Consider the following 17719-nt stretch of genomic DNA (forward strand, 5'->3'; position numbering starts at 1 on the left):
TTATCGATCTGGTCGAATGCACGAGCAGCACCGCCGTAGGTTTTAGCCAGTACGGTGGTGATTGCAGCGGTCAGAGTAGTTTTACCGTGGTCAACGTGGCCGATAGTACCAACGTTAACGTGCGGTTTTGTACGTTCAAATTTTTCTTTAGACACGGCTATATTCCTTACTATAGTGCTCTCCCCTTCAGGAGAGAGCACGGGACTTTGGTATTAACCCTTAGGCTTATTTACCACGGGCTTCAATTACGGCCTGAGCAACGTTACTCGGCGCTTCATCATACTTCAGGAATTCCATGGTGTATGATGCACGACCTTTGGTCAGAGAACGCAGCTGAGTTGCGTATCCGAACATTTCAGACAGCGGTACTTCAGCGTGGATCTTAACGCCAGTAACTTCAGATTCCTGACCTTTGAGCATACCACGACGACGGCTCAAGTCACCGATAACGTCACCGGTGTTCTCTTCTGGAGTTTCTACTTCAACCTTCATGATCGGCTCAAGCAGAACTGGTTTCGCTTTCTTAAAGCCTTCTTTAAAGGCGATAGAAGCAGCCAGTTTAAACGCCAGTTCAGAGGAGTCAACGTCATGGTAAGAACCGAAGTGCAGACGAACACCCATGTCTACTACCGGGTAGCCTGCCAGCGGACCTGCTTTCAGCTGTTCCTGGATACCTTTATCAACGGCCGGGATGTATTCGCCAGGGATTACACCACCTTTAATGTCGTTGATGAACTCGTAGCCTTTCGGGTTTGAACCCGGCTCCAGCGGGTACATGTCGATAACAACATGACCATACTGACCACGACCACCAGACTGTTTCGCGTGTTTACCTTCAACATCGGTAACTTTCTGGCGGATAGTTTCACGGTAAGCAACCTGCGGTTTACCTACGTTCGCTTCAACGTTGAATTCACGCTTCATACGGTCAACGATGATGTCGAGGTGCAGTTCGCCCATACCCGCGATGATGGTCTGGTTAGATTCTTCGTCAGTCCATACACGGAAAGACGGGTCTTCTTTAGCCAGACGGCCCAGAGCCAGACCCATTTTTTCCTGGTCAGCTTTGGTTTTCGGTTCAACTGCGATGGAGATTACCGGCTCAGGGAATTCCATACGTTCCAGAATGATCGGCGCATCCGGGTCACACAGGGTGTCACCAGTGGTTACGTCTTTCAGACCGATTGCAGCAGCGATGTCACCCGCGCGAACTTCTTTGATCTCTTCACGTTTGTTAGCGTGCATCTGAACGATACGACCGAAACGCTCACGTGCAGCTTTCACGGAGTTCAGTACGGTATCACCAGAGTTAACCACACCGGAGTAAACACGGAAGAAGGTCAGGTTACCAACAAACGGGTCGGTAGCGATTTTGAACGCCAGTGCAGAGAACGGCTCGTCATCACTTGCGTGACGTTCAGCCGGAGTGTCTTTACCGTCGTCCAGGATACCGTTGATCGCAGGTACGTCAACCGGGGATGGCAGGTAATCAATTACCGCATCCAGCATCGCCTGAACACCTTTGTTCTTGAACGCAGAACCACAGGTTACCAGGATGATTTCGTTGTTCAGAACGCGCTGACGCAGAGCACCTTTAATCTCTTCTTCAGTCAGTTCTTCACCACCCAGGTATTTTTCCATCAGCTCTTCAGAAGCTTCAGCTGCGGATTCGATCAGGTTCTGGTGCCATTCGTTAGCCAGTTCAACCATGTCTGCCGGGATATCTTCGTATTCGAAGGTTACGCCCTGGTCAGCGTCGTTCCAGTTGATAGCTTTCATTTTCACCAGGTCAACAACACCGGTGAAATGTTCTTCAGCACCAATCGCCAGCTGCAGCGGAACCGGGTTCGCGCCCAGACGGGTTTTGATCTGGTTAACAACTTTCAGGAAGTTCGCACCCATGCGGTCCATTTTGTTAACGAACGCAATGCGCGGAACTTTATATTTGTTTGCCTGACGCCATACGGTTTCAGACTGCGGCTGAACACCACCAACTGCGCAGTAAACCATTACCGCACCATCGAGAACACGCATGGAACGTTCTACTTCGATTGTGAAGTCAACGTGCCCCGGGGTGTCGATGATGTTGATGCGATGCGGCTCATACTGCTTAGCCATACCAGACCAGAATGCAGTAGTTGCAGCGGAAGTGATGGTAATACCACGTTCCTGCTCCTGCTCCATCCAGTCCATGGTTGCAGCGCCGTCATGAACTTCACCGATTTTATGGTTTACACCGGTGTAGAACAGAATACGTTCGGTAGTAGTGGTTTTACCGGCGTCGATGTGCGCACTGATACCGATGTTACGGTAACGTGCGATGGGTGTTGTACGAGCCATTTGTTTCCTCGTTTATCTTTTAGGCGTTCAATTTAAGTAGCCCAAAGCGGGCTGCTTACTGGAAGCGCCCGCCTGGTGACTAAAACTCCGAAGGGATTACCAACGGTAGTGTGCGAACGCCTTGTTGGCTTCGGCCATACGGTGAACGTCTTCACGTTTCTTAACTGCAGTACCTTTGTTTTCTGCAGCATCGGAAAGTTCGTTCGCCAGGCGCAGAGCCATGGATTTATCACCGCGTTTACGAGCAGCTTCAACGATCCAACGCATTGCCAGAGCATTACGACGAACCGGACGGACTTCAACTGGTACCTGATAAGTAGAACCACCAACGCGGCGAGACTTAACTTCTACAGTCGGGCGCACGTTTTCGAGAGCTACTTCGAATGCTTCCAGTTCAGATTTACCAGAGCGCTGAGCCAGGGTCTCCAGCGCGCTGTATACGATAGATTCAGCAGTAGATTTTTTACCATCTACCATCAGGATATTTACAAATTTAGCCAGCAGTTCTGATCCGAACTTCGGATCCGGCAGAATTTTACGCTGACCAATGACGCGACGACGTGGCATGGAAATACTCCGTTGTTAATTCAGGATTGTCCAAAACTCTACGAGTTTAGTTTGACATTTAAGTTAAAACGTTTGGCCTTACTTAACGGAGAACCATTAAGCCTTAGGACGCTTCACGCCATACTTGGAACGAGCCTGCTTACGGTCTTTAACGCCGGAGCAGTCAAGCGCACCACGTACGGTGTGGTAACGAACACCCGGGAGGTCTTTAACACGACCGCCACGGATCAGGATCACGGAGTGCTCCTGCAGGTTGTGACCTTCACCACCGATGTAGGAAGTCACTTCGAAACCGTTAGTCAGACGAACACGGCATACTTTACGCAGTGCGGAGTTCGGTTTTTTAGGGGTGGTAGTATATACACGGGTACATACGCCACGTTTTTGCGGGCATGCTTCCAGCGCAGGCACGTTGCTTTTCGCAACTTTGCGAGCACGTGGTTTGCGTACCAGCTGGTTAACTGTTGCCATTAAATAGCTCCTGGTTTTAGCTTTTGCTTCGTAAACACGTAATAAAACGTCCTCACACAATATGAGGACGCCGAATTTTAGGGCGGTGTCGAAAAGGTGTCAAGAAATATACAACGATCCCGCCGTCACCAGGCCATCTGGCTGGTGTGCTTAACCGTAAGTCTGACGAAATCAGTATAGTCAATCGGGATGATATCGTTCGAAATTTGAGCAATCAAACCGCGGGCAATGAGGTCTTCGTTCAGGGCATAAACCTTAATGGGGGCATTACGCAGACTTTCAAGGTAGCGGTTGCCGTCAACTGCGGCAGTTACGCCATCCTGCAATAACAGCAGTTCGTCGCCCTCACTGAGCAGACGCAGCAGCGCAGGAAAATCTGTCAGCCAGGGTGAGCGATGTAATGTGTGCAGCATGTACGCCTCAAAATCTCAAAATAACATCGTAGTTGCCGAGTTCGCTGCGTAAGGCTTCTGCTTCAAGCGGCGTGGCTTCGACAACAAATGGTGTCTGCGGATCTAACCCGCGCTCGCGCAGAGAAGCCGCACAAACCCAGCACTGTTCAATGTCGTACAGATCCAACAATTTAAAAGTGGCAATGTAATCACGCGCCAGCACCGCATCGGGCTTTTGTCCTGGCAGAAGCTGAAAAACGCCATCGGCGATAAAGAAGACGGCGAGATCGTCAGTTAAAGCGGAAGTTGCCAGTAAAGCATCTAATCCCTCACGACCAGCCGCGGTGCCATGAGGCGCAGTAGAAAAGACAAACGCTATTCGTTTCATCAGAACTGTACCACCCTGTCACAGGTTAGCGAGGCTTCTGCCAGAGCGCCAAGTCCGCTTAAGGTAAATCCCGGCTGAAGGTTTGACGAGGCCAGCCCCAGTCTTCCTGCTTCAGTTTCATCGACGATACCGCGGCGTAACGCTGCCGCTACGCAGATATTCAGTGCCACACCATGTTGCGCATTCAACTGTTGCCAGCCGCGCACAAGGTCAAATTCGTCGCTTGCCGGTGAGGTCAATTGGTTAGCGTTATAGACCCCTTCCCGGTAGAAAAAGACGCTACTCAACTCATGGCCTTCTGCTATCAGCGCCTGTGCAAACTGAAAAGCACTACTCGCCTGTTGCGTTCCGTATGCTGGCCCGGTCACCACGATGGCAAAACGCATTACTTATCTTGCCCCTGGAAATCACCGCTCTTGAACTGACGGATATAGAGATAAACAGTATGTTTGGAGATGTTGAGACGATCAGCAACCTGGTTGATCGCATCTTTGATATCGAAAATGCCTTTCTCGTAAAGATTCAACACGATTTGACGATTTTTGGCGTTATTAGAAACATTACGATCGGCGTTCACTTCTTCAATGGTGAACTCCAGTGTTTGGGTAACCAGATCTTCAACCGAAGACGCAAAGTTGACACTTGAACCGACGTCCGGGGTTTCTGGCGGCACAAAAGTGCTCATAATCTGCGAGAAGGGAACATCAAGATTCATATTGATGCACAGCAGACCAATTACACGCTGTTCGCGGTTACGAATCGCGATGGTCAGGGACTTCATTAATACGCCGCTTTTGGCGCGAGTAAAGTAGCATTTAGAAACGCTGCTATCCGCTCCCGTCATGTCGTGCAGCATACGCAGTGCCAGATCGGTAATTGGCGAGCCAATCTTCCGGCCTGTATGTTCGCCGTTGGCAATACGAATGGCTGAACATTTTAAATCCTGCAAAGAGTGCAAAACGATTTCACAGTGGGAACCAATGAGCATCGCTAACCCGTCCACCACCGCTTCGTAGGATTTCAGAATATCAAAATCGGTCTGGTCGAAAGGACGTTGATCCAGTAAATCCAACTCACTGGTTTCGTTGGTTAAAAGCGACCTGGACATGAAAAAAAACACTCCTTTTCAGGAGCCTGTCGTTAACTTTTCAGGGCAGGCTCATTAATGATGCGGGTAATTAAATTAATACAGCGGAGGTTCCGCTTTCCAGCACTAATTATATCCGGCCTGCAATAAAAAAACCGCCGCCTGGTCAGGCGGCGGTTTTTAATGCTTATTTTTTAGCAGAATCTGCTGCTTTAGCATCTGCTTCTGGCTTCGTATCAGCCTTCGGTGCTGGTTTCACGTCCAGCAGTTCTACGTCAAATACCAGAGTAGAGTTCGGTGGGATCCCCGGAACGCCCGCTTTGCCGTAAGCCAGCTCTGGTGGAATAACCAGTTTGATCTTACCGCCTTTCTTGATGTTCTTCAGACCTTCAGTCCAGCCAGGGATCACACCGTCCAGACGAAACGAGAGCGGTTCACCACGGGTGTATGAGTTATCGAACTCTTTACCGTCGATCAGCGTACCTTTGTAGTTCACCACTACAGTATCGCTGTCTTTCGGTGCTTCGCCTTTACCGGCTTCTACTACCTGATAAACCAGGCCAGTTGAAGAGGTTTTTACACCTTTCTCTTTGGCAAATTTCTCGCGGTACTCTTTACCTTTCGCTTCGTTATCAGCAGCATCTTTTTCCATCTTCGCCTGAGCGGAGGACTTCACGCGTGCTTCAAACGCTTGCAGAGTCTGTTCGATCTCTTGATCGGAGAGTTTGCTTTTATCAGCAAATGCATCCTGAACACCCGCGATTAGCTGATCTTTATCCAGTTTGATACCCAGCTTTTCTTGTTCTTTCAGAGAATTGTCCATGTAACGACCGAGCGAAGCACCCAGCGCGTAAGCTGATTTCTGATCGTCATTTTTGAACGCTGCTTTGCTGTCAGCAGTTGCAGTTGGTTTCGCCGCTTCGGCAGCAAAAGTGATTGGTGCATGCAGGGCAACGGCCATTGTGGTCGCCAGCAGCGTTACTTTAAACAGTGATTTCATCCATATCTCCAGGATCGGGGCATCTCACCCCTGGGTTAACTATTATCAGAAAGGTACTATAAAACGTTGTCGAACAAATCTACATACAGATACGCCCTATTATCATCTATTTTCAGACTCTTTTTGTTTAAATTAGTTTCGATGACTGCGAAATGAGTGCTGTCTCGGGCAGCAAAGTTAAGTAGAATCCGCGGCGACCATTCGACAAAAGAGGTGAATCATGCAGGATTTAACTTTGGAAGCACGCCTGGCAGAACTGGAGAGCCGGCTGGCTTTTCAGGAAATCACCATTGAAGAACTGAACGTCACGGTGACCGCTCATGAAATGGAGATGGCGAAACTGCGCGATCATCTGCGTCTGCTGACCGAGAAGTTAAAAGCCAGCCAGCCATCGAACATCGCGTCGCAGGCTGAAGAAACGCCACCGCCGCATTATTGAGGCGTAAAAAAAGCGGGGATTCCCCGCTTTTTTGTCACTTTTTCGGTATTAGTGGCAACCGCAACCGCCGTTACCTTTACCGCCACAGCAGCCTTCGCCACCGTGTTCATGACCGTGATCGTGGCCATGACCGCCGCAGCAACCGTCGTGGTCGTGATCGTGGTGATGATCGTGCGCACCGTGAACGTGACCATGAGCCAGTTCTTCTTCAGTCGCTTCGCGAATCGCCACAACTTCAACGTTGAATTTCAGATTCTGACCAGCCAGCATGTGGTTACCGTCAACCACAACGTGATCGTCTTCAACCGCAGTAATTTCAACCGGTACTGGACCCTGGTCGGTTTCAGCCAGGAAGCGCATACCTACCTGCAGTTCATCAACGCCCATAAATACGTCTTTAGGAACGCGCTGCACCAGGTTTTCGTCGTACTGACCGTAAGCGTCGTTCGCGCCAACAGCGACATCAAATTTGTCGCCAACTTCATGACCTTCCAGCGCTGTTTCCAGGCCAGAGATCAGGGAACCGTGACCATGCAGATAGTCCAGCGGCGCACTCACCGGAGACTCATCAACCAACACACCGTCTTCTGTACGTACCTGATAGGCCAGGCTGACCACCAGGTCTTTTGCTACTTTCATGATATCTCCTGAGCATGGGAAGAATAGTGGCGCAGATTGTAGCGGAATTCTGCAGCCGTGTACTCACTAGCTTAAAAAAACTCGGCGCATATCGCTAGTCCGGATGAAAAATCCCGATCACTTGTTCATCTTTGCGAACGTGATCGCGGGCTTCTTTATCGACTTCACGCATCTGGTGTCCACACTTAACACATTCAACAATATCAATATTATTTTCGCGCCACATCGCCATGGAATCTTGCGCCTGACAGGCCGGGCATTTTGCGCCCGCGATAAAACGTTTTCGGATTGCCATCTTTACCCTCTACTCAAATTCATCCCAGCCGTCCAGCTGGCGTCGTTCTTGTTGCATCTCACGCTGGAAAATCTCTTCCAGTTCGCGTCGGGCTTCCCTGGCGCGAGAAATTTGTACGGTATCAGCATGCATCGGGATTAACTCCCGCAGCATTCGCATATCCAGGCGGCGAAAATGCAGTTGCGCCCGCTGCGCCTGATGCGGATGCATGCCAAGCGTGACCAGAGTTTTGCGCCCCAGCTCTAACGCACTGGAGAATGTCTCACGAGAAAACTGCGTCACCCCTGCCTGTAATAACTCATGCGCTTCCACACGTCCGCGCGCTCGCGCAAGAATATGCAAATGCGGGAAGTGTTGCTGGCAAATCTCCACCAGCTTCATGGTGTCTTCCGGCTCGTTACAGGTAATGACAATAGACTCTGCGGCCTCTGCACCCGCAGAACGTAAAAGATCTACCTGCGTGGCGTCGCCGTAATAAACTTTGTAGCCATATTTACGCATCAGGTTAACAGCGCTGATATCCCGCTCCAGCACAGTAATGCGCATTTTATTTGCCATCAGCAAACGACCAATCACCTGACCAAAACGCCCAAAGCCCACGACAATGACCTGCGGTTTATCATCGTTGACCCACGGTTTTTCGTCTTCTTCTTCCGGTCCGTTAAACTGGCGGGATAGCCATTTATCCACCAGCTTCATCAGCAGCGGCGTGGTCATCATGGAAAGCGTCACCGTCACCAGCAACAGCGCCATCTGGTCGCCCTGGAATAAGCGTTGTGAAGAAGCGGTAGAAAAGAGTACAAAGGCAAACTCACCGCCCTGACTCAATACGCCAGCAAACTGCATCCGCTCTGAGCTACGCACGCCATACAGTCGCGCCAGCAAATACAGCACGAGAATTTTCACCGCCACCAGCACAACCACGCTTATCACCACCCACAACAGATGGGTATAAAGCACCCCGAGGTTGAGCGACATCCCGACCGAGATAAAAAATAGCCCGAGCAGCAACCCCTTAAACGGATCGATTGCCGTTTCCAGTTCATGGCGATATTCACTTTCCGCCAGCAGCACGCCTGCAATAAACGTACCGAGCGCCATCGACAGTCCCAGCGCATCCATAAACAATGCGGAACCCAACACCAGCAGCAGCGTCGCGGCGGTGAACACTTCCCGCACGCCAGAAGCTGCAATAAAGCGGAATACCGGACGCAGTAAATAGCGCCCGCCAATCAGCATGCCGACAAACGCCAGCACCTTCATACCGACTTTCATCCAGTCGAAATGTTCGTCAGCCGATCCCGCCAACAACGGCACTAACGCCAGTGCCGGGATCACCGCCAGATCCTGAAACAGTAACACCGAGAAACCTAACTGGCCGGATTCGCTGCGATTCATCCCTTTCTCACGCATCAATTGCAACGCCATTGCAGTTGAAGACATCGCAAGGCCAATGCCACCGACCACTGCCGCCTGCCAGGCGAAATCCGTCAGCATCAATAATCCCGCCAGCAACGCCGCGCTTAACAGCACCTGTGCCGCGCCTACGCCAAAAATCGAACGCCGCAGTTGCCAAAGTTTGGAGGGATTCAACTCCAGGCCGATGATAAACATCAGGAATACCACGCCGAGCTCTGAAAAATGGAGGATCTCATCGACGTCGCTAATAAACCCCAGTCCCCACGGGCCAATTGCAATCCCTGCCAGCAAATATCCCAACACAGCGCCAATACCCAGCCGCGATGCCAACGGCACCGCAGCCACCGCCGCGAAGAGAAACAGCACTCCTGCGAGTAAAAAATCGGAACCTTCCATCAGCGGCCTCCTGGAGACAGTGGATTTGCCAGCCAGTCACCGTAGGCTCTGGCGTGGCTCGCCAGCTCCTGTGCGCTTTGCCGTCTCGCCCAGTAAATAATGATGGGGCTTAACCAATGCATCCGGCACATGCCCGCCGCCAGTTCAAAGGGGCGCAGAACATCGCTCATCGGGTAGCGATTCAATGCGTCATAACGGTAAGCACTTTCCGGCTCGCCGGTGGTAATCACGCTACGCCAGTACTTTCCCGCCAGTTGGTTTCCCCCCGGCCCGCTGGCAAAACCACGACTTAATACCCGGTCCAGCCACTCTTTCAGTAGCGCCGGGCAGCTATAGGTATAAAGAGGATGCTGAAAGACAATCACCTCGTGCCCGCGCAGTAATGCCTGCTCACGGGGGATATCAATAAAAAAATCGGGATAGTGCGCGTAAAGGTCGTGCACGGTAACATTGCTGAGCTGCGTGGCCGGTTTAAGCAGGACCCGGTTTGCCACCGAGTCCTGAGATTCCGGATGGGCATACAGCAGCAAAACTTTCGCTGGCTGAGACATCATCCCCCTCCCGGTATGGTTTTTGTGTATAGTCGCTGTTTTGGGCTACCATTGCGCCCGGTGCGGCAGCTCGCCCATACATTACATTATCATAATGATAAGTTAACATAGTCTGAACATACGGCGCCTTATGATTGTTTTCTCCTCGTTACAAATTCGTCGCGGCGTGCGCGTCCTGCTGGATAATGCCACCGCCACCATCAACCCCGGGCAGAAAGTCGGCCTGGTGGGTAAAAACGGCTGTGGTAAATCTACCCTGCTGGCATTGCTGAAAAATGAAATCAGCGCCGACGGCGGCAGCTACACCTTTCCGGGAAGCTGGCAACTGGCGTGGGTGAATCAGGAAACGCCGGCACTGCCGCAAGCGGCGCTGGAATATGTCATTGATGGCGACCGTGAATATCGCCAACTGGAAGCGCAGCTACACGACGCCAATGAACGTAACGATGGGCACGCCATTGCGACCATTCATGGCAAGCTGGACGCTATCGACGCATGGAGTATTCGCTCCCGCGCCGCCAGCCTGCTGCACGGCCTCGGTTTCAGCAATGAACAACTGGAGCGCCCGGTGAGTGATTTCTCCGGTGGCTGGCGTATGCGCCTTAACCTCGCCCAGGCGTTGATTTGCCGTTCAGACTTACTGCTGCTCGACGAACCAACTAACCACCTCGATCTCGATGCCGTTATCTGGCTGGAAAAATGGCTGAAGAGCTATCAGGGCACGCTGATCCTGATCTCTCACGACCGCGATTTCCTCGATCCGATCGTTGATAAAATTATTCATATCGAACAACAAAGCATGTTCGAGTACACCGGCAACTACAGCTCATTTGAAGTGCAGCGCGCCACCCGTCTGGCGCAGCAACAAGCGATGTATGAAAGCCAGCAGGAACGCGTAGCGCATCTGCAAAGTTATATCGACCGTTTCCGTGCCAAAGCCACCAAAGCGAAGCAGGCCCAGAGCCGCATTAAGATGCTCGAGCGCATGGAGCTGATTGCCCCCGCGCACGTCGACAACCCGTTTCGCTTTAGCTTCCGCGCGCCGGAAAGCCTGCCAAATCCGTTACTGAAGATGGAAAAGGTCAGCGCAGGCTATGGCGATCGCATTATTCTCGACTCGATTAAACTGAATCTGGTCCCCGGTTCGCGCATTGGTCTGTTAGGTCGCAACGGCGCGGGTAAGTCGACATTAATCAAACTGTTAGCCGGTGAACTTGCGCCAGTCAGCGGTGAAATTGGCCTGGCGAAAGGGATCAAGCTCGGTTACTTCGCCCAGCATCAACTGGAATACCTGCGCGCCGACGAATCACCTATTCAACATCTGGCACGTTTAGCGCCGCAGGAGCTGGAGCAAAAACTGCGTGATTACCTCGGCGGTTTTGGTTTCCAGGGCGATAAAGTGACAGAAGAAACGCGCCGCTTCTCCGGTGGAGAAAAAGCCCGCCTGGTGCTGGCATTAATCGTCTGGCAACGTCCGAATCTGCTGCTGCTCGACGAACCGACCAACCACCTTGACCTCGACATGCGTCAGGCACTGACTGAAGCGTTGATCGAGTTTGAAGGCGCGCTGGTTGTCGTTTCGCACGACCGTCATTTACTGCGTTCCACTACTGACGATCTCTATCTGGTTCACGATCGTAAAGTCGAACCGTTCGACGGCGATCTGGAAGATTATCAACAGTGGTTGAGCGACGTACAAAAGCAGGAAAACCAGACCGACGACGCGCCAAAAGAGAACGCGAACAGCGCCCAGGCACGTAAAGATCAGAAGCGTCGGGAAGCGGAGCTGCGTGCGCAAACCCAGCCGCTACGTAAAGAGATCGCCCGTCTGGAAAAAGAGATGGAGAAGCTGAACGCGCAACTGGCGCAGGCGGAAGAAAAATTGGGCGACAGCGAACTGTACGACCAGAACCGTAAAGCGGAACTGACCGCCTGCCTGCAACAACAAGCGAGCGCTAAATCCGGGCTGGAAGAGTGCGAAATGGCGTGGCTGGAAGCCCAGGAGCAGCTTGAACAGATGCTGCAGGAAGGCCAAAGCAACTGATGGCGCAGATAACGACGACCGATGCCAATGAATTCAGCAGCAGTGCTGAATTCATCCCTATGCGCGGTTTCAGCAATTGCCATCTACAAACCATGCTGCCGCGTCTGTTTCGTCGTCAGGTGAAATTCACTCCGCACTGGCAGCGGCTGGAGTTGCCCGACGGCGATTTTGTCGATCTCGCGTGGAGTGAAGACCCTGCACAGGCGAAACATAAACCGCGTCTGGTGGTGTTTCATGGTCTGGAAGGCAGTCTCAATAGCCCTTACGCCCACGGCTTGGTTGATGCGGCGAAAAAGCGCGGCTGGCTGGGTGTGGTGATGCATTTTCGCGGATGCAGCGGTGAACCTAATCGCATGCACCGCATTTACCATTCGGGCGAAACCGAAGACGCCAGTTGGTTTTTACGCTGGCTGCAACGTGAGTTTGGTCATTCGCCAACGGCTGCCGTCGGCTATTCGCTCGGCGGTAATATGCTGGCCTGTTTGCTGGCAAAAGAAGGCAATGATCTCCCGATTGATGCGGCAGTGATTGTCTCCGCGCCGTTTGTGCTGGAAGCCTGTAGTTACCATATGGAAAAGGGCTTTTCCCGCGTTTATCAGCGTTATCTGCTGAACCTGCTAAAAGCCAATGCGGCGCGCAAGCTGGCGGCCTACCCCGGTACGCTACCGATTAATCCCGCGCAGTTAAAATCGGTACGTCGCATCCGTGAATTTGACGATCTGATCACCGCCAGAATTCACGGCTACGCTGACGCTATCGACTATTATCGTCAGTGTAGCGCCATGCCTATGCTGAACCGGATCGCCAAACCGACGCTGATTATTCACGCCAAAGACGATCCGTTTATGGATCACCAGGTGATCCCGAAACCGGAAAATCTTCCTCCGCAAGTAGAGTATCAACTGACCGAACATGGGGGTCATGTTGGTTTTATTGGCGGTACATTACTTCACCCGCAAATGTGGCTGGAGTCACGCATTCCTGACTGGTTAACAACGTATCTGGAGGCGAAATCATGTTGATTCCCTGGCAAGACATCTCCCCTGAAACGCTGGAAAATTTAATTGAAAGCTTTGTGTTACGTGAAGGCACCGATTATGGTGAACAAGAGCGTACGCTTGAACAGAAAGTCGCCGACGTCAAACGCCAGCTACAGTGCGGAGAAGCGGTACTGGTCTGGTCGGAACTGCACGAGACGGTCAATATCATGCCGCGCAGTCAGTTTCGCGAATAACCTGCAACCGTCGGCGGACGAAATAATAATGATAGCCAAGTCATGGAGTTACTATGTCTGCCAAACATCCGGTCATTGCGGTAACAGGATCCAGCGGCGCGGGGACTACCACCACCAGCCTCGCGTTTCGTAAAATATTCGCCCAGTTAAATCTGCAAGCCGCCGAGGTGGAAGGCGACAGTTTTCACCGCTACACCCGCCCGGAAATGGACATGGCGATCCGCAAAGCGCGCGACGCCGGGCGGCATATCAGCTACTTCGGTCCCGAAGCCAACGACTTCGGCCTGCTGGAACAGACCTTTATTGAATACGGCCAGAGCGGCAAAGGGAAATCTCGCAAATATCTGCATACCTACGACGAAGCCGTACCGTGGAATCAGGTACCGGGGACATTCACCCCATGGCAACCTTTACCGGAACCGACCGATGTACTGTTTTATGAAGGTTTACACGGCGGCGTGGTCACACCACAACATAACGTCGCGCAGCATGTGGATTTACTGGTTGGCGTAGTGCCTATCGTTAACCTGGAGTGGATTCAAAAACTCATCCGCGACACCAGCGAGCGCGGGCACTCACGAGAAGCAGTGATGGACTCTGTAGTGCGTTCAATGGAAGACTATATCAACTACATCACGCCGCAGTTTTCCCGCACCCATCTTAACTTCCAGCGCGTTCCCACCGTCGACACTTCAAACCCGTTCGCGGCAAAAGGCATACCATCGCTGGATGAAAGCTTTGTGGTGATCCATTTTCGTAATCTGGAAGGGATCGATTTCCCCTGGCTACTGGCGATGTTGCAGGGCTCATTCATTTCCCACATCAATACATTAGTGGTGCCGGGCGGCAAAATGGGTCTGGCAATGGAGTTAATTATGCTGCCGCTGGTGCAACGACTGATGGAAGGGAAGAAAATCGAGTAGCGCCGCTAATAAGCCGGATAAAATACTATCCGGCGTCACAACGGGGTAGTTAAATCACGCGGCAACCACTTCATACGAGTGGGTAATATTCACGGCTTTTTCCAGCATCAGCGCCACTGAACAATATTTCTCAGCAGAGAGATCCACCGCACGCGCAACCGCTGCGTCCTTCAGGTCGCGACCGGTGACGATAAAATGCAAATTGATATGGGTAAACAGGCGCGGAGCCTCTTCGCGGCGTTCAGAGGTTAGTTTTACTTCACAATCAACCACATCCTGACGCCCTTTTTGCAGGATAGAAACCACATCAATGGCGCTACAGCCACCCGCCGCCATCAGCACCATTTCCATCGGACTTGGCGCTTTATCGCCAGAGTTGCCATCCATTAAAATCTGGTGACCAGAGGCGGATTCACCCAAAAAAGTTAACCCTTCAACCCACTTCACACGCGCTTGCATAATCGGAACTCCATTGCGTCAATTTTCCTGACAGAGTACGCGTACTGACCAAATCGCGCAACGGAAGGCGACCTGGGTCATGCTGAAGCGAGACACCAGGAGACACAGAGCGAAAGCTATGCTAAAACAGTCAGGATGCTACAGTAATACATTGATGTACTGCATGTATGTAAAGGACGTCACATTACCGTGCAGTTCAGTTGATAGCCCCTTCCCAGGTAGCGGGAAGCACATTTCGGCAACCCAGAGACAGCGGCGTTTTCTGGCTCTGGAGAAAGCTTATAACAGAGGATAACCGCGCATGGTGCTTGGCAAACCGCAAACAGACCCGACTCTCGAATGGTTCTTGTCTCATTGCCACATTCATAAGTATCCATCCAAGAGCACGCTTATTCACCAGGGTGAAAAAGCGGAAACGCTGTACTACATCGTTAAAGGCTCTGTGGCAGTGCTGATCAAAGACGAGGAGGGTAAAGAAATGATCCTCTCCTATCTGAATCAGGGTGATTTTATTGGCGAATTGGGCCTGTTTGAAGAAGGCCAGGAACGTAGCGCATGGGTACGTGCAAAAACCGCCTGTGAAGTAGCTGAAATTTCCTACAAAAAATTTCGTCAATTAATTCAGGTTAACCCGGATATTCTGATGCGTCTCTCCGCGCAGATGGCGCGTCGTCTGCAAGTCACTTCAGAGAAAGTAGGCAACCTCGCTTTCCTCGACGTTACAGGTCGCATCGCGCAGACGCTGCTGAATCTGGCGAAACAACCCGATGCCATGACTCACCCGGACGGTATGCAAATTAAAATTACCCGTCAGGAAATCGGTCAGATTGTCGGCTGTTCTCGTGAAACCGTGGGGCGCATTCTGAAGATGCTGGAAGATCAGAACCTGATCTCCGCACACGGGAAAACCATCGTCGTTTACGGCACCCGTTAACCCCATCGGAGTGGCGCGTTACCTGGTAGCGCGCCATTTTGTTTAAACCGATGTGGCGCAGACTGATTTATCATCCTGATATCAACTATGCACTACGACAAACACTGGTGCTATGTTTGCCCGTGGCCGTTGGTCTGTTGTTTGGCGAATTAAGACTCGGCCTGCTGTTTTCACTCGTCCCTGCCTGTTGCAACATTGCGGGGCTTGATACCCCCCATAAACGTTTTTTCAAACGCTTGATTATTGGCGCGTCGCTGTTTGCTACCTGTAGCTTACTGACACAGCTGCTGTTGGAAAAAGATATCCCCCTACCCTTTCTGCTGACTGGGTTAACGCTGGTACTTGGCGTCACTGCCGAGCTTGGGCCATTACACGCAAAATTGCTTCCTGCATCGCTGCTGGCTGCCATTTTCACCCTCAGTCTGGCGGGATATATGCCGGTATGGGAGCCATTGCTCATTTATGCGTTAGGCACACTCTGGTACGGGCTGTTTAACTGGTTTTGGTTCTGGATCTGGCGCGAACAACCCCTACGCGAATCACTTAGTCTGCTCTACCGTGAACTGGCTGATTACTGTGAAATCAAATACAGTCTGCTCACTCAGCACACCGATCCCGAAAAAGCGCTCCCGCCACTACTGGTACGCCAGCAAAAAGCGGTCGATTTAATTACCCAGTGCTATCAGCAAATGCACATGCTTTCCGCGCAAAATAATACTGACTACAAGCGGATGTTGCGCATTTTCCAGGAAGCTCTGGATTTACAGGAACATATTTCGGTCAGTTTGCATCAACCTGAAGAGGTGCAAAAGTTGGTCGAGCGTAGCCATGCGGAGGAAGTTATCCGCTGGAATGCGCAAACCATCGCCGCTCGCCTGCGCGTGCTGGCTGATGACATTCTTTACCATCGCCTGCCGACGCGTTTTACGATGGAGAAGCAAATTGGTGCACTGGAGAAAATCGCCCGCCAACACCCGGATAACCCCGTGGGGCAATTCTGCTACTGGCACTTCAGCCGCATCGCTCGTGTGCTGCGTACCCAGAAACCACTCTATGCCCGCGATCTGCTGGCGGATAAACAGCGGCGAATGCCATTACTTCCGGCGCTGAAAAGTTATCTTTCATTGAAATCTCCGGCACTGCGCAATGCCGGGCGACTCAGTGTGATGTTGAGCGTCGCCAGTTTGATGGGTACCGCGCTGCATCTGCCGAAGTCGTACTGGATCCTGATGACGGTGTTGCTGGTGACACAAAATGGTTACGGCGCGACCCGTCTGAGGATTGTGAATCGCTCCGTGGGAACCGTGGTCGGGTTAATCATTGCGGGCGTGGCGCTGCACTTTAAAATTCCCGAAGGTTACACCCTGACGCTGATGCTGTTTACCACCCTCGCCAGCTACCTGATATTGCGCAAAAACTACGGCTGGGCAACGGTCGGCTTTACCATTACTGCGGTGTATACCCTGCAACTGTTGTGGCTGAACGGCGAGCAATACATCATTCCGCGTCTTATCGATACCATTATTGGTTGTTTGATTGCCTTCGGTGGCACGGTATGGCTGTGGCCGCAGTGGCAGAGCGGGTTATTGCGTAAGAACGCCCATGATGCTTTAGAAACCTACCAGGAAGCGATTCGTCTGATCCTGAGTAAAGATCCGCAACCAACACCACTGGCCTGGCAGCGAATGCGGGTTAATCAGGCACATAACACTCTGTATAACTCATTAAATCAGGCGATGCAGGAACCCGCGTTTAACAGCCATTATCTGGCTGACATGAAACTGTGGGTAACACATAGTCAGTTTATTGTTGAACATATTAATGCCATGACCACGCTGGCACGAGAACACCGGACATTACCACAGGAGCTGGCGCAAGAGTATTTGCAGTCTTGTGAAATCGCTATTCAACGCTGTCAACAGCGGCTGGAATATGACGAGCCGGGCGGGTCTGGTGACGCCAATATCATAGACGCGCCAGAGATGCTGCCGCACGAAGGCGCGGCTGGTACCCTGGAACAGCATTTACAACGGGTTATTGGCCATCTGAACACCATGCACACCATATCGTCGATGGCGTGGCGTCAGCGACCGCATCATGGGATTTGGTTGAGTCGCAAGTTGCGGGATTCGAAGGCGTAA

Annotated in this window: 21 protein-coding genes; 7 read left to right on the forward strand and 14 right to left on the reverse strand. The window is 51.8% G+C overall.

Annotation, left to right across the window (positions count from 1 at the left end):
• The 9 genes from FEK66_RS05720 to fkpA form a co-directional block, all read right to left on the reverse strand.
• Positions 1 to 155, reverse strand: a 155-nt coding sequence (locus FEK66_RS05720; RefSeq protein WP_001690099.1) for a GTP-binding protein, incomplete at its 3' end; no start/stop codon positions are given.
• 70 nt (positions 156 to 225) lie between these two features.
• Positions 226 to 2340 (reverse strand): elongation factor G, encoded by a 2115-nt coding sequence (gene fusA / locus FEK66_RS05725; protein WP_001603897.1) that lies wholly within the window; start codon positions 2338 to 2340, stop codon positions 226 to 228.
• Between the two features lie 96 nt (positions 2341 to 2436).
• Positions 2437 to 2907 carry a 30S ribosomal protein S7 gene (gene rpsG / locus FEK66_RS05730; RefSeq protein WP_001138043.1) on the reverse strand — a complete coding sequence of 157 codons (471 nt, stop codon included), beginning with the start codon at positions 2905 to 2907 and terminating at the stop codon, positions 2437 to 2439.
• A 96-nt stretch (positions 2908 to 3003) separates the two neighbouring features.
• The gene (rpsL, locus tag FEK66_RS05735; RefSeq protein WP_000246815.1) at positions 3004 to 3378 is read right to left on the reverse strand and encodes a 30S ribosomal protein S12; all 375 of its coding nucleotides are present in this window, start codon (positions 3376 to 3378) and stop codon (positions 3004 to 3006) included.
• Between the two features lie 125 nt (positions 3379 to 3503).
• On the reverse strand, positions 3504 to 3791 hold the full coding sequence (gene tusB, locus FEK66_RS05740) for a sulfurtransferase complex subunit TusB (protein WP_135495223.1): 288 nt from the start codon (positions 3789 to 3791) through the stop codon (positions 3504 to 3506).
• 7 nt (positions 3792 to 3798) lie between these two features.
• A complete protein-coding gene (tusC, locus tag FEK66_RS05745) occupies positions 3799 to 4158 on the reverse strand; it encodes a sulfurtransferase complex subunit TusC (RefSeq protein WP_130261005.1) in 360 nt (119 codons plus the stop codon).
• Complete coding sequence (gene tusD, locus FEK66_RS05750; RefSeq protein ID WP_001209689.1) at positions 4158 to 4544, reverse strand: sulfurtransferase complex subunit TusD; 387 nt, start codon at positions 4542 to 4544, stop codon at positions 4158 to 4160. Before tusD ends, tusC begins: the two co-directional genes overlap by 1 nt.
• Positions 4544 to 5266 (reverse strand): transcriptional regulator, encoded by a 723-nt coding sequence (locus FEK66_RS05755; protein ID WP_000091466.1) that lies wholly within the window; start codon positions 5264 to 5266, stop codon positions 4544 to 4546. Before FEK66_RS05755 ends, tusD begins: the two co-directional genes overlap by 1 nt.
• A gap of 166 nt (positions 5267 to 5432) precedes the next feature.
• Positions 5433 to 6245, reverse strand: coding sequence for an FKBP-type peptidyl-prolyl cis-trans isomerase (fkpA, locus tag FEK66_RS05760; protein WP_130208921.1), 813 nt, complete (start codon positions 6243 to 6245; stop codon positions 5433 to 5435).
• Positions 6246 to 6465: 220 nt separating this feature from the next.
• On the opposite strand from fkpA, the gene FEK66_RS05765 reads away from it, so the two are divergent.
• Positions 6466 to 6684, forward strand: a complete 219-nt coding sequence (locus tag FEK66_RS05765; protein WP_064527535.1) for a protein SlyX — start codon at positions 6466 to 6468, stop codon at positions 6682 to 6684.
• 48 nt (positions 6685 to 6732) lie between these two features.
• Here the strand turns inward: FEK66_RS05765 and slyD are convergent, their stop codons facing one another.
• From slyD to kefG, 4 genes are all read right to left on the reverse strand, one after another.
• Positions 6733 to 7323 carry a peptidylprolyl isomerase gene (gene slyD, locus FEK66_RS05770; RefSeq protein WP_000861334.1) on the reverse strand — a complete coding sequence of 197 codons (591 nt, stop codon included), beginning with the start codon at positions 7321 to 7323 and terminating at the stop codon, positions 6733 to 6735.
• A 94-nt stretch (positions 7324 to 7417) separates the two neighbouring features.
• On the reverse strand, positions 7418 to 7618 hold the full coding sequence (locus FEK66_RS05775) for a YheV family putative zinc ribbon protein (RefSeq protein ID WP_001007734.1): 201 nt from the start codon (positions 7616 to 7618) through the stop codon (positions 7418 to 7420).
• A 9-nt stretch (positions 7619 to 7627) separates the two neighbouring features.
• Positions 7628 to 9433 carry a glutathione-regulated potassium-efflux system protein KefB gene (gene kefB / locus FEK66_RS05780; RefSeq protein ID WP_000399147.1) on the reverse strand — a complete coding sequence of 602 codons (1806 nt, stop codon included), beginning with the start codon at positions 9431 to 9433 and terminating at the stop codon, positions 7628 to 7630.
• A complete protein-coding gene (gene kefG / locus FEK66_RS05785) occupies positions 9433 to 9984 on the reverse strand; it encodes a glutathione-regulated potassium-efflux system ancillary protein KefG (RefSeq protein WP_130261043.1) in 552 nt (183 codons plus the stop codon). Before kefG ends, kefB begins: the two co-directional genes overlap by 1 nt.
• Before the next feature lie 130 nt (positions 9985 to 10114).
• Here kefG and FEK66_RS05790 point away from each other — a divergent pair, with 130 nt between their 5' ends.
• From FEK66_RS05790 to FEK66_RS05805, 4 genes are read left to right on the forward strand one after another with little or no spacing between them, the layout of a single operon-like run.
• Positions 10115 to 12028 (forward strand): ABC transporter ATP-binding protein, encoded by a 1914-nt coding sequence (locus FEK66_RS05790; RefSeq protein ID WP_135495224.1) that lies wholly within the window; start codon positions 10115 to 10117, stop codon positions 12026 to 12028.
• Positions 12028 to 13050 carry a hydrolase gene (locus tag FEK66_RS05795; protein ID WP_135495225.1) on the forward strand — a complete coding sequence of 341 codons (1023 nt, stop codon included), beginning with the start codon at positions 12028 to 12030 and terminating at the stop codon, positions 13048 to 13050. The genes FEK66_RS05790 and FEK66_RS05795 overlap by 1 nt, the downstream gene beginning before the upstream one ends.
• Complete coding sequence (locus FEK66_RS05800) at positions 13044 to 13262, forward strand: YheU family protein (RefSeq protein ID WP_064527543.1); 219 nt, start codon at positions 13044 to 13046, stop codon at positions 13260 to 13262. Before FEK66_RS05795 ends, FEK66_RS05800 begins: the two co-directional genes overlap by 7 nt.
• Positions 13263 to 13315: 53 nt before the next feature.
• Complete coding sequence (locus FEK66_RS05805) at positions 13316 to 14185, forward strand: phosphoribulokinase (RefSeq protein ID WP_130208927.1); 870 nt, start codon at positions 13316 to 13318, stop codon at positions 14183 to 14185.
• 54 nt (positions 14186 to 14239) lie between these two features.
• On the opposite strand, the gene FEK66_RS05810 is transcribed toward FEK66_RS05805, so the two are convergent.
• Entirely contained in the window at positions 14240 to 14644 is a 405-nt protein-coding gene (locus tag FEK66_RS05810; RefSeq protein WP_001148908.1) for an OsmC family protein, read from the reverse strand.
• A 301-nt stretch (positions 14645 to 14945) separates the two neighbouring features.
• On the opposite strand from FEK66_RS05810, the gene crp reads away from it, so the two are divergent.
• On the forward strand, positions 14946 to 15578 hold the full coding sequence (gene crp, locus FEK66_RS05815; RefSeq protein WP_000242755.1) for a cAMP-activated global transcriptional regulator CRP: 633 nt from the start codon (positions 14946 to 14948) through the stop codon (positions 15576 to 15578).
• A gap of 50 nt (positions 15579 to 15628) precedes the next feature.
• Entirely contained in the window at positions 15629 to 17719 is a 2091-nt protein-coding gene (locus FEK66_RS05820; protein ID WP_130209200.1) for a YccS/YhfK family putative transporter, read from the forward strand.

The sequence above is a fragment of the Escherichia sp. E1130 genome, from assembly GCF_005781065.1.
In the GTDB taxonomy this organism is placed as follows: domain Bacteria; phylum Pseudomonadota; class Gammaproteobacteria; order Enterobacterales; family Enterobacteriaceae; genus Escherichia.

What these genes read in the sequence shown, in the direction of transcription:
- fusA (WP_001603897.1), bottom strand. Translation starts at nt 2,340, where the DNA reads ATGGCTCGTACAACACCCATCGCACGTTACCGTAACATCGGTATCAGT.
- rpsG (WP_001138043.1), bottom strand. Translation starts at nt 2,907, where the DNA reads ATGCCACGTCGTCGCGTCATTGGTCAGCGTAAAATTCTGCCGGATCCG.
- rpsL (WP_000246815.1), bottom strand. Translation starts at nt 3,378, where the DNA reads ATGGCAACAGTTAACCAGCTGGTACGCAAACCACGTGCTCGCAAAGTT.
- tusB (WP_135495223.1), bottom strand. Translation starts at nt 3,791, where the DNA reads ATGCTGCACACATTACATCGCTCACCCTGGCTGACAGATTTTCCTGCG.
- tusC (WP_130261005.1), bottom strand. Translation starts at nt 4,158, where the DNA reads ATGAAACGAATAGCGTTTGTCTTTTCTACTGCGCCTCATGGCACCGCG.
- tusD (WP_001209689.1), bottom strand. Translation starts at nt 4,544, where the DNA reads ATGCGTTTTGCCATCGTGGTGACCGGGCCAGCATACGGAACGCAACAG.
- FEK66_RS05755 (WP_000091466.1), bottom strand. Translation starts at nt 5,266, where the DNA reads ATGTCCAGGTCGCTTTTAACCAACGAAACCAGTGAGTTGGATTTACTG.
- fkpA (WP_130208921.1), bottom strand. Translation starts at nt 6,245, where the DNA reads ATGAAATCACTGTTTAAAGTAACGCTGCTGGCGACCACAATGGCCGTT.
- FEK66_RS05765 (WP_064527535.1), top strand. Translation starts at nt 6,466, where the DNA reads ATGCAGGATTTAACTTTGGAAGCACGCCTGGCAGAACTGGAGAGCCGG.
- slyD (WP_000861334.1), bottom strand. Translation starts at nt 7,323, where the DNA reads ATGAAAGTAGCAAAAGACCTGGTGGTCAGCCTGGCCTATCAGGTACGT.
- FEK66_RS05775 (WP_001007734.1), bottom strand. Translation starts at nt 7,618, where the DNA reads ATGGCAATCCGAAAACGTTTTATCGCGGGCGCAAAATGCCCGGCCTGT.
- kefB (WP_000399147.1), bottom strand. Translation starts at nt 9,433, where the DNA reads ATGGAAGGTTCCGATTTTTTACTCGCAGGAGTGCTGTTTCTCTTCGCG.
- kefG (WP_130261043.1), bottom strand. Translation starts at nt 9,984, where the DNA reads ATGTCTCAGCCAGCGAAAGTTTTGCTGCTGTATGCCCATCCGGAATCT.
- FEK66_RS05790 (WP_135495224.1), top strand. Translation starts at nt 10,115, where the DNA reads ATGATTGTTTTCTCCTCGTTACAAATTCGTCGCGGCGTGCGCGTCCTG.
- FEK66_RS05795 (WP_135495225.1), top strand. Translation starts at nt 12,028, where the DNA reads ATGGCGCAGATAACGACGACCGATGCCAATGAATTCAGCAGCAGTGCT.
- FEK66_RS05800 (WP_064527543.1), top strand. Translation starts at nt 13,044, where the DNA reads ATGTTGATTCCCTGGCAAGACATCTCCCCTGAAACGCTGGAAAATTTA.
- FEK66_RS05805 (WP_130208927.1), top strand. Translation starts at nt 13,316, where the DNA reads ATGTCTGCCAAACATCCGGTCATTGCGGTAACAGGATCCAGCGGCGCG.
- FEK66_RS05810 (WP_001148908.1), bottom strand. Translation starts at nt 14,644, where the DNA reads ATGCAAGCGCGTGTGAAGTGGGTTGAAGGGTTAACTTTTTTGGGTGAA.
- crp (WP_000242755.1), top strand. Translation starts at nt 14,946, where the DNA reads ATGGTGCTTGGCAAACCGCAAACAGACCCGACTCTCGAATGGTTCTTG.
- FEK66_RS05820 (WP_130209200.1), top strand. Translation starts at nt 15,629, where the DNA reads ATGTGGCGCAGACTGATTTATCATCCTGATATCAACTATGCACTACGA.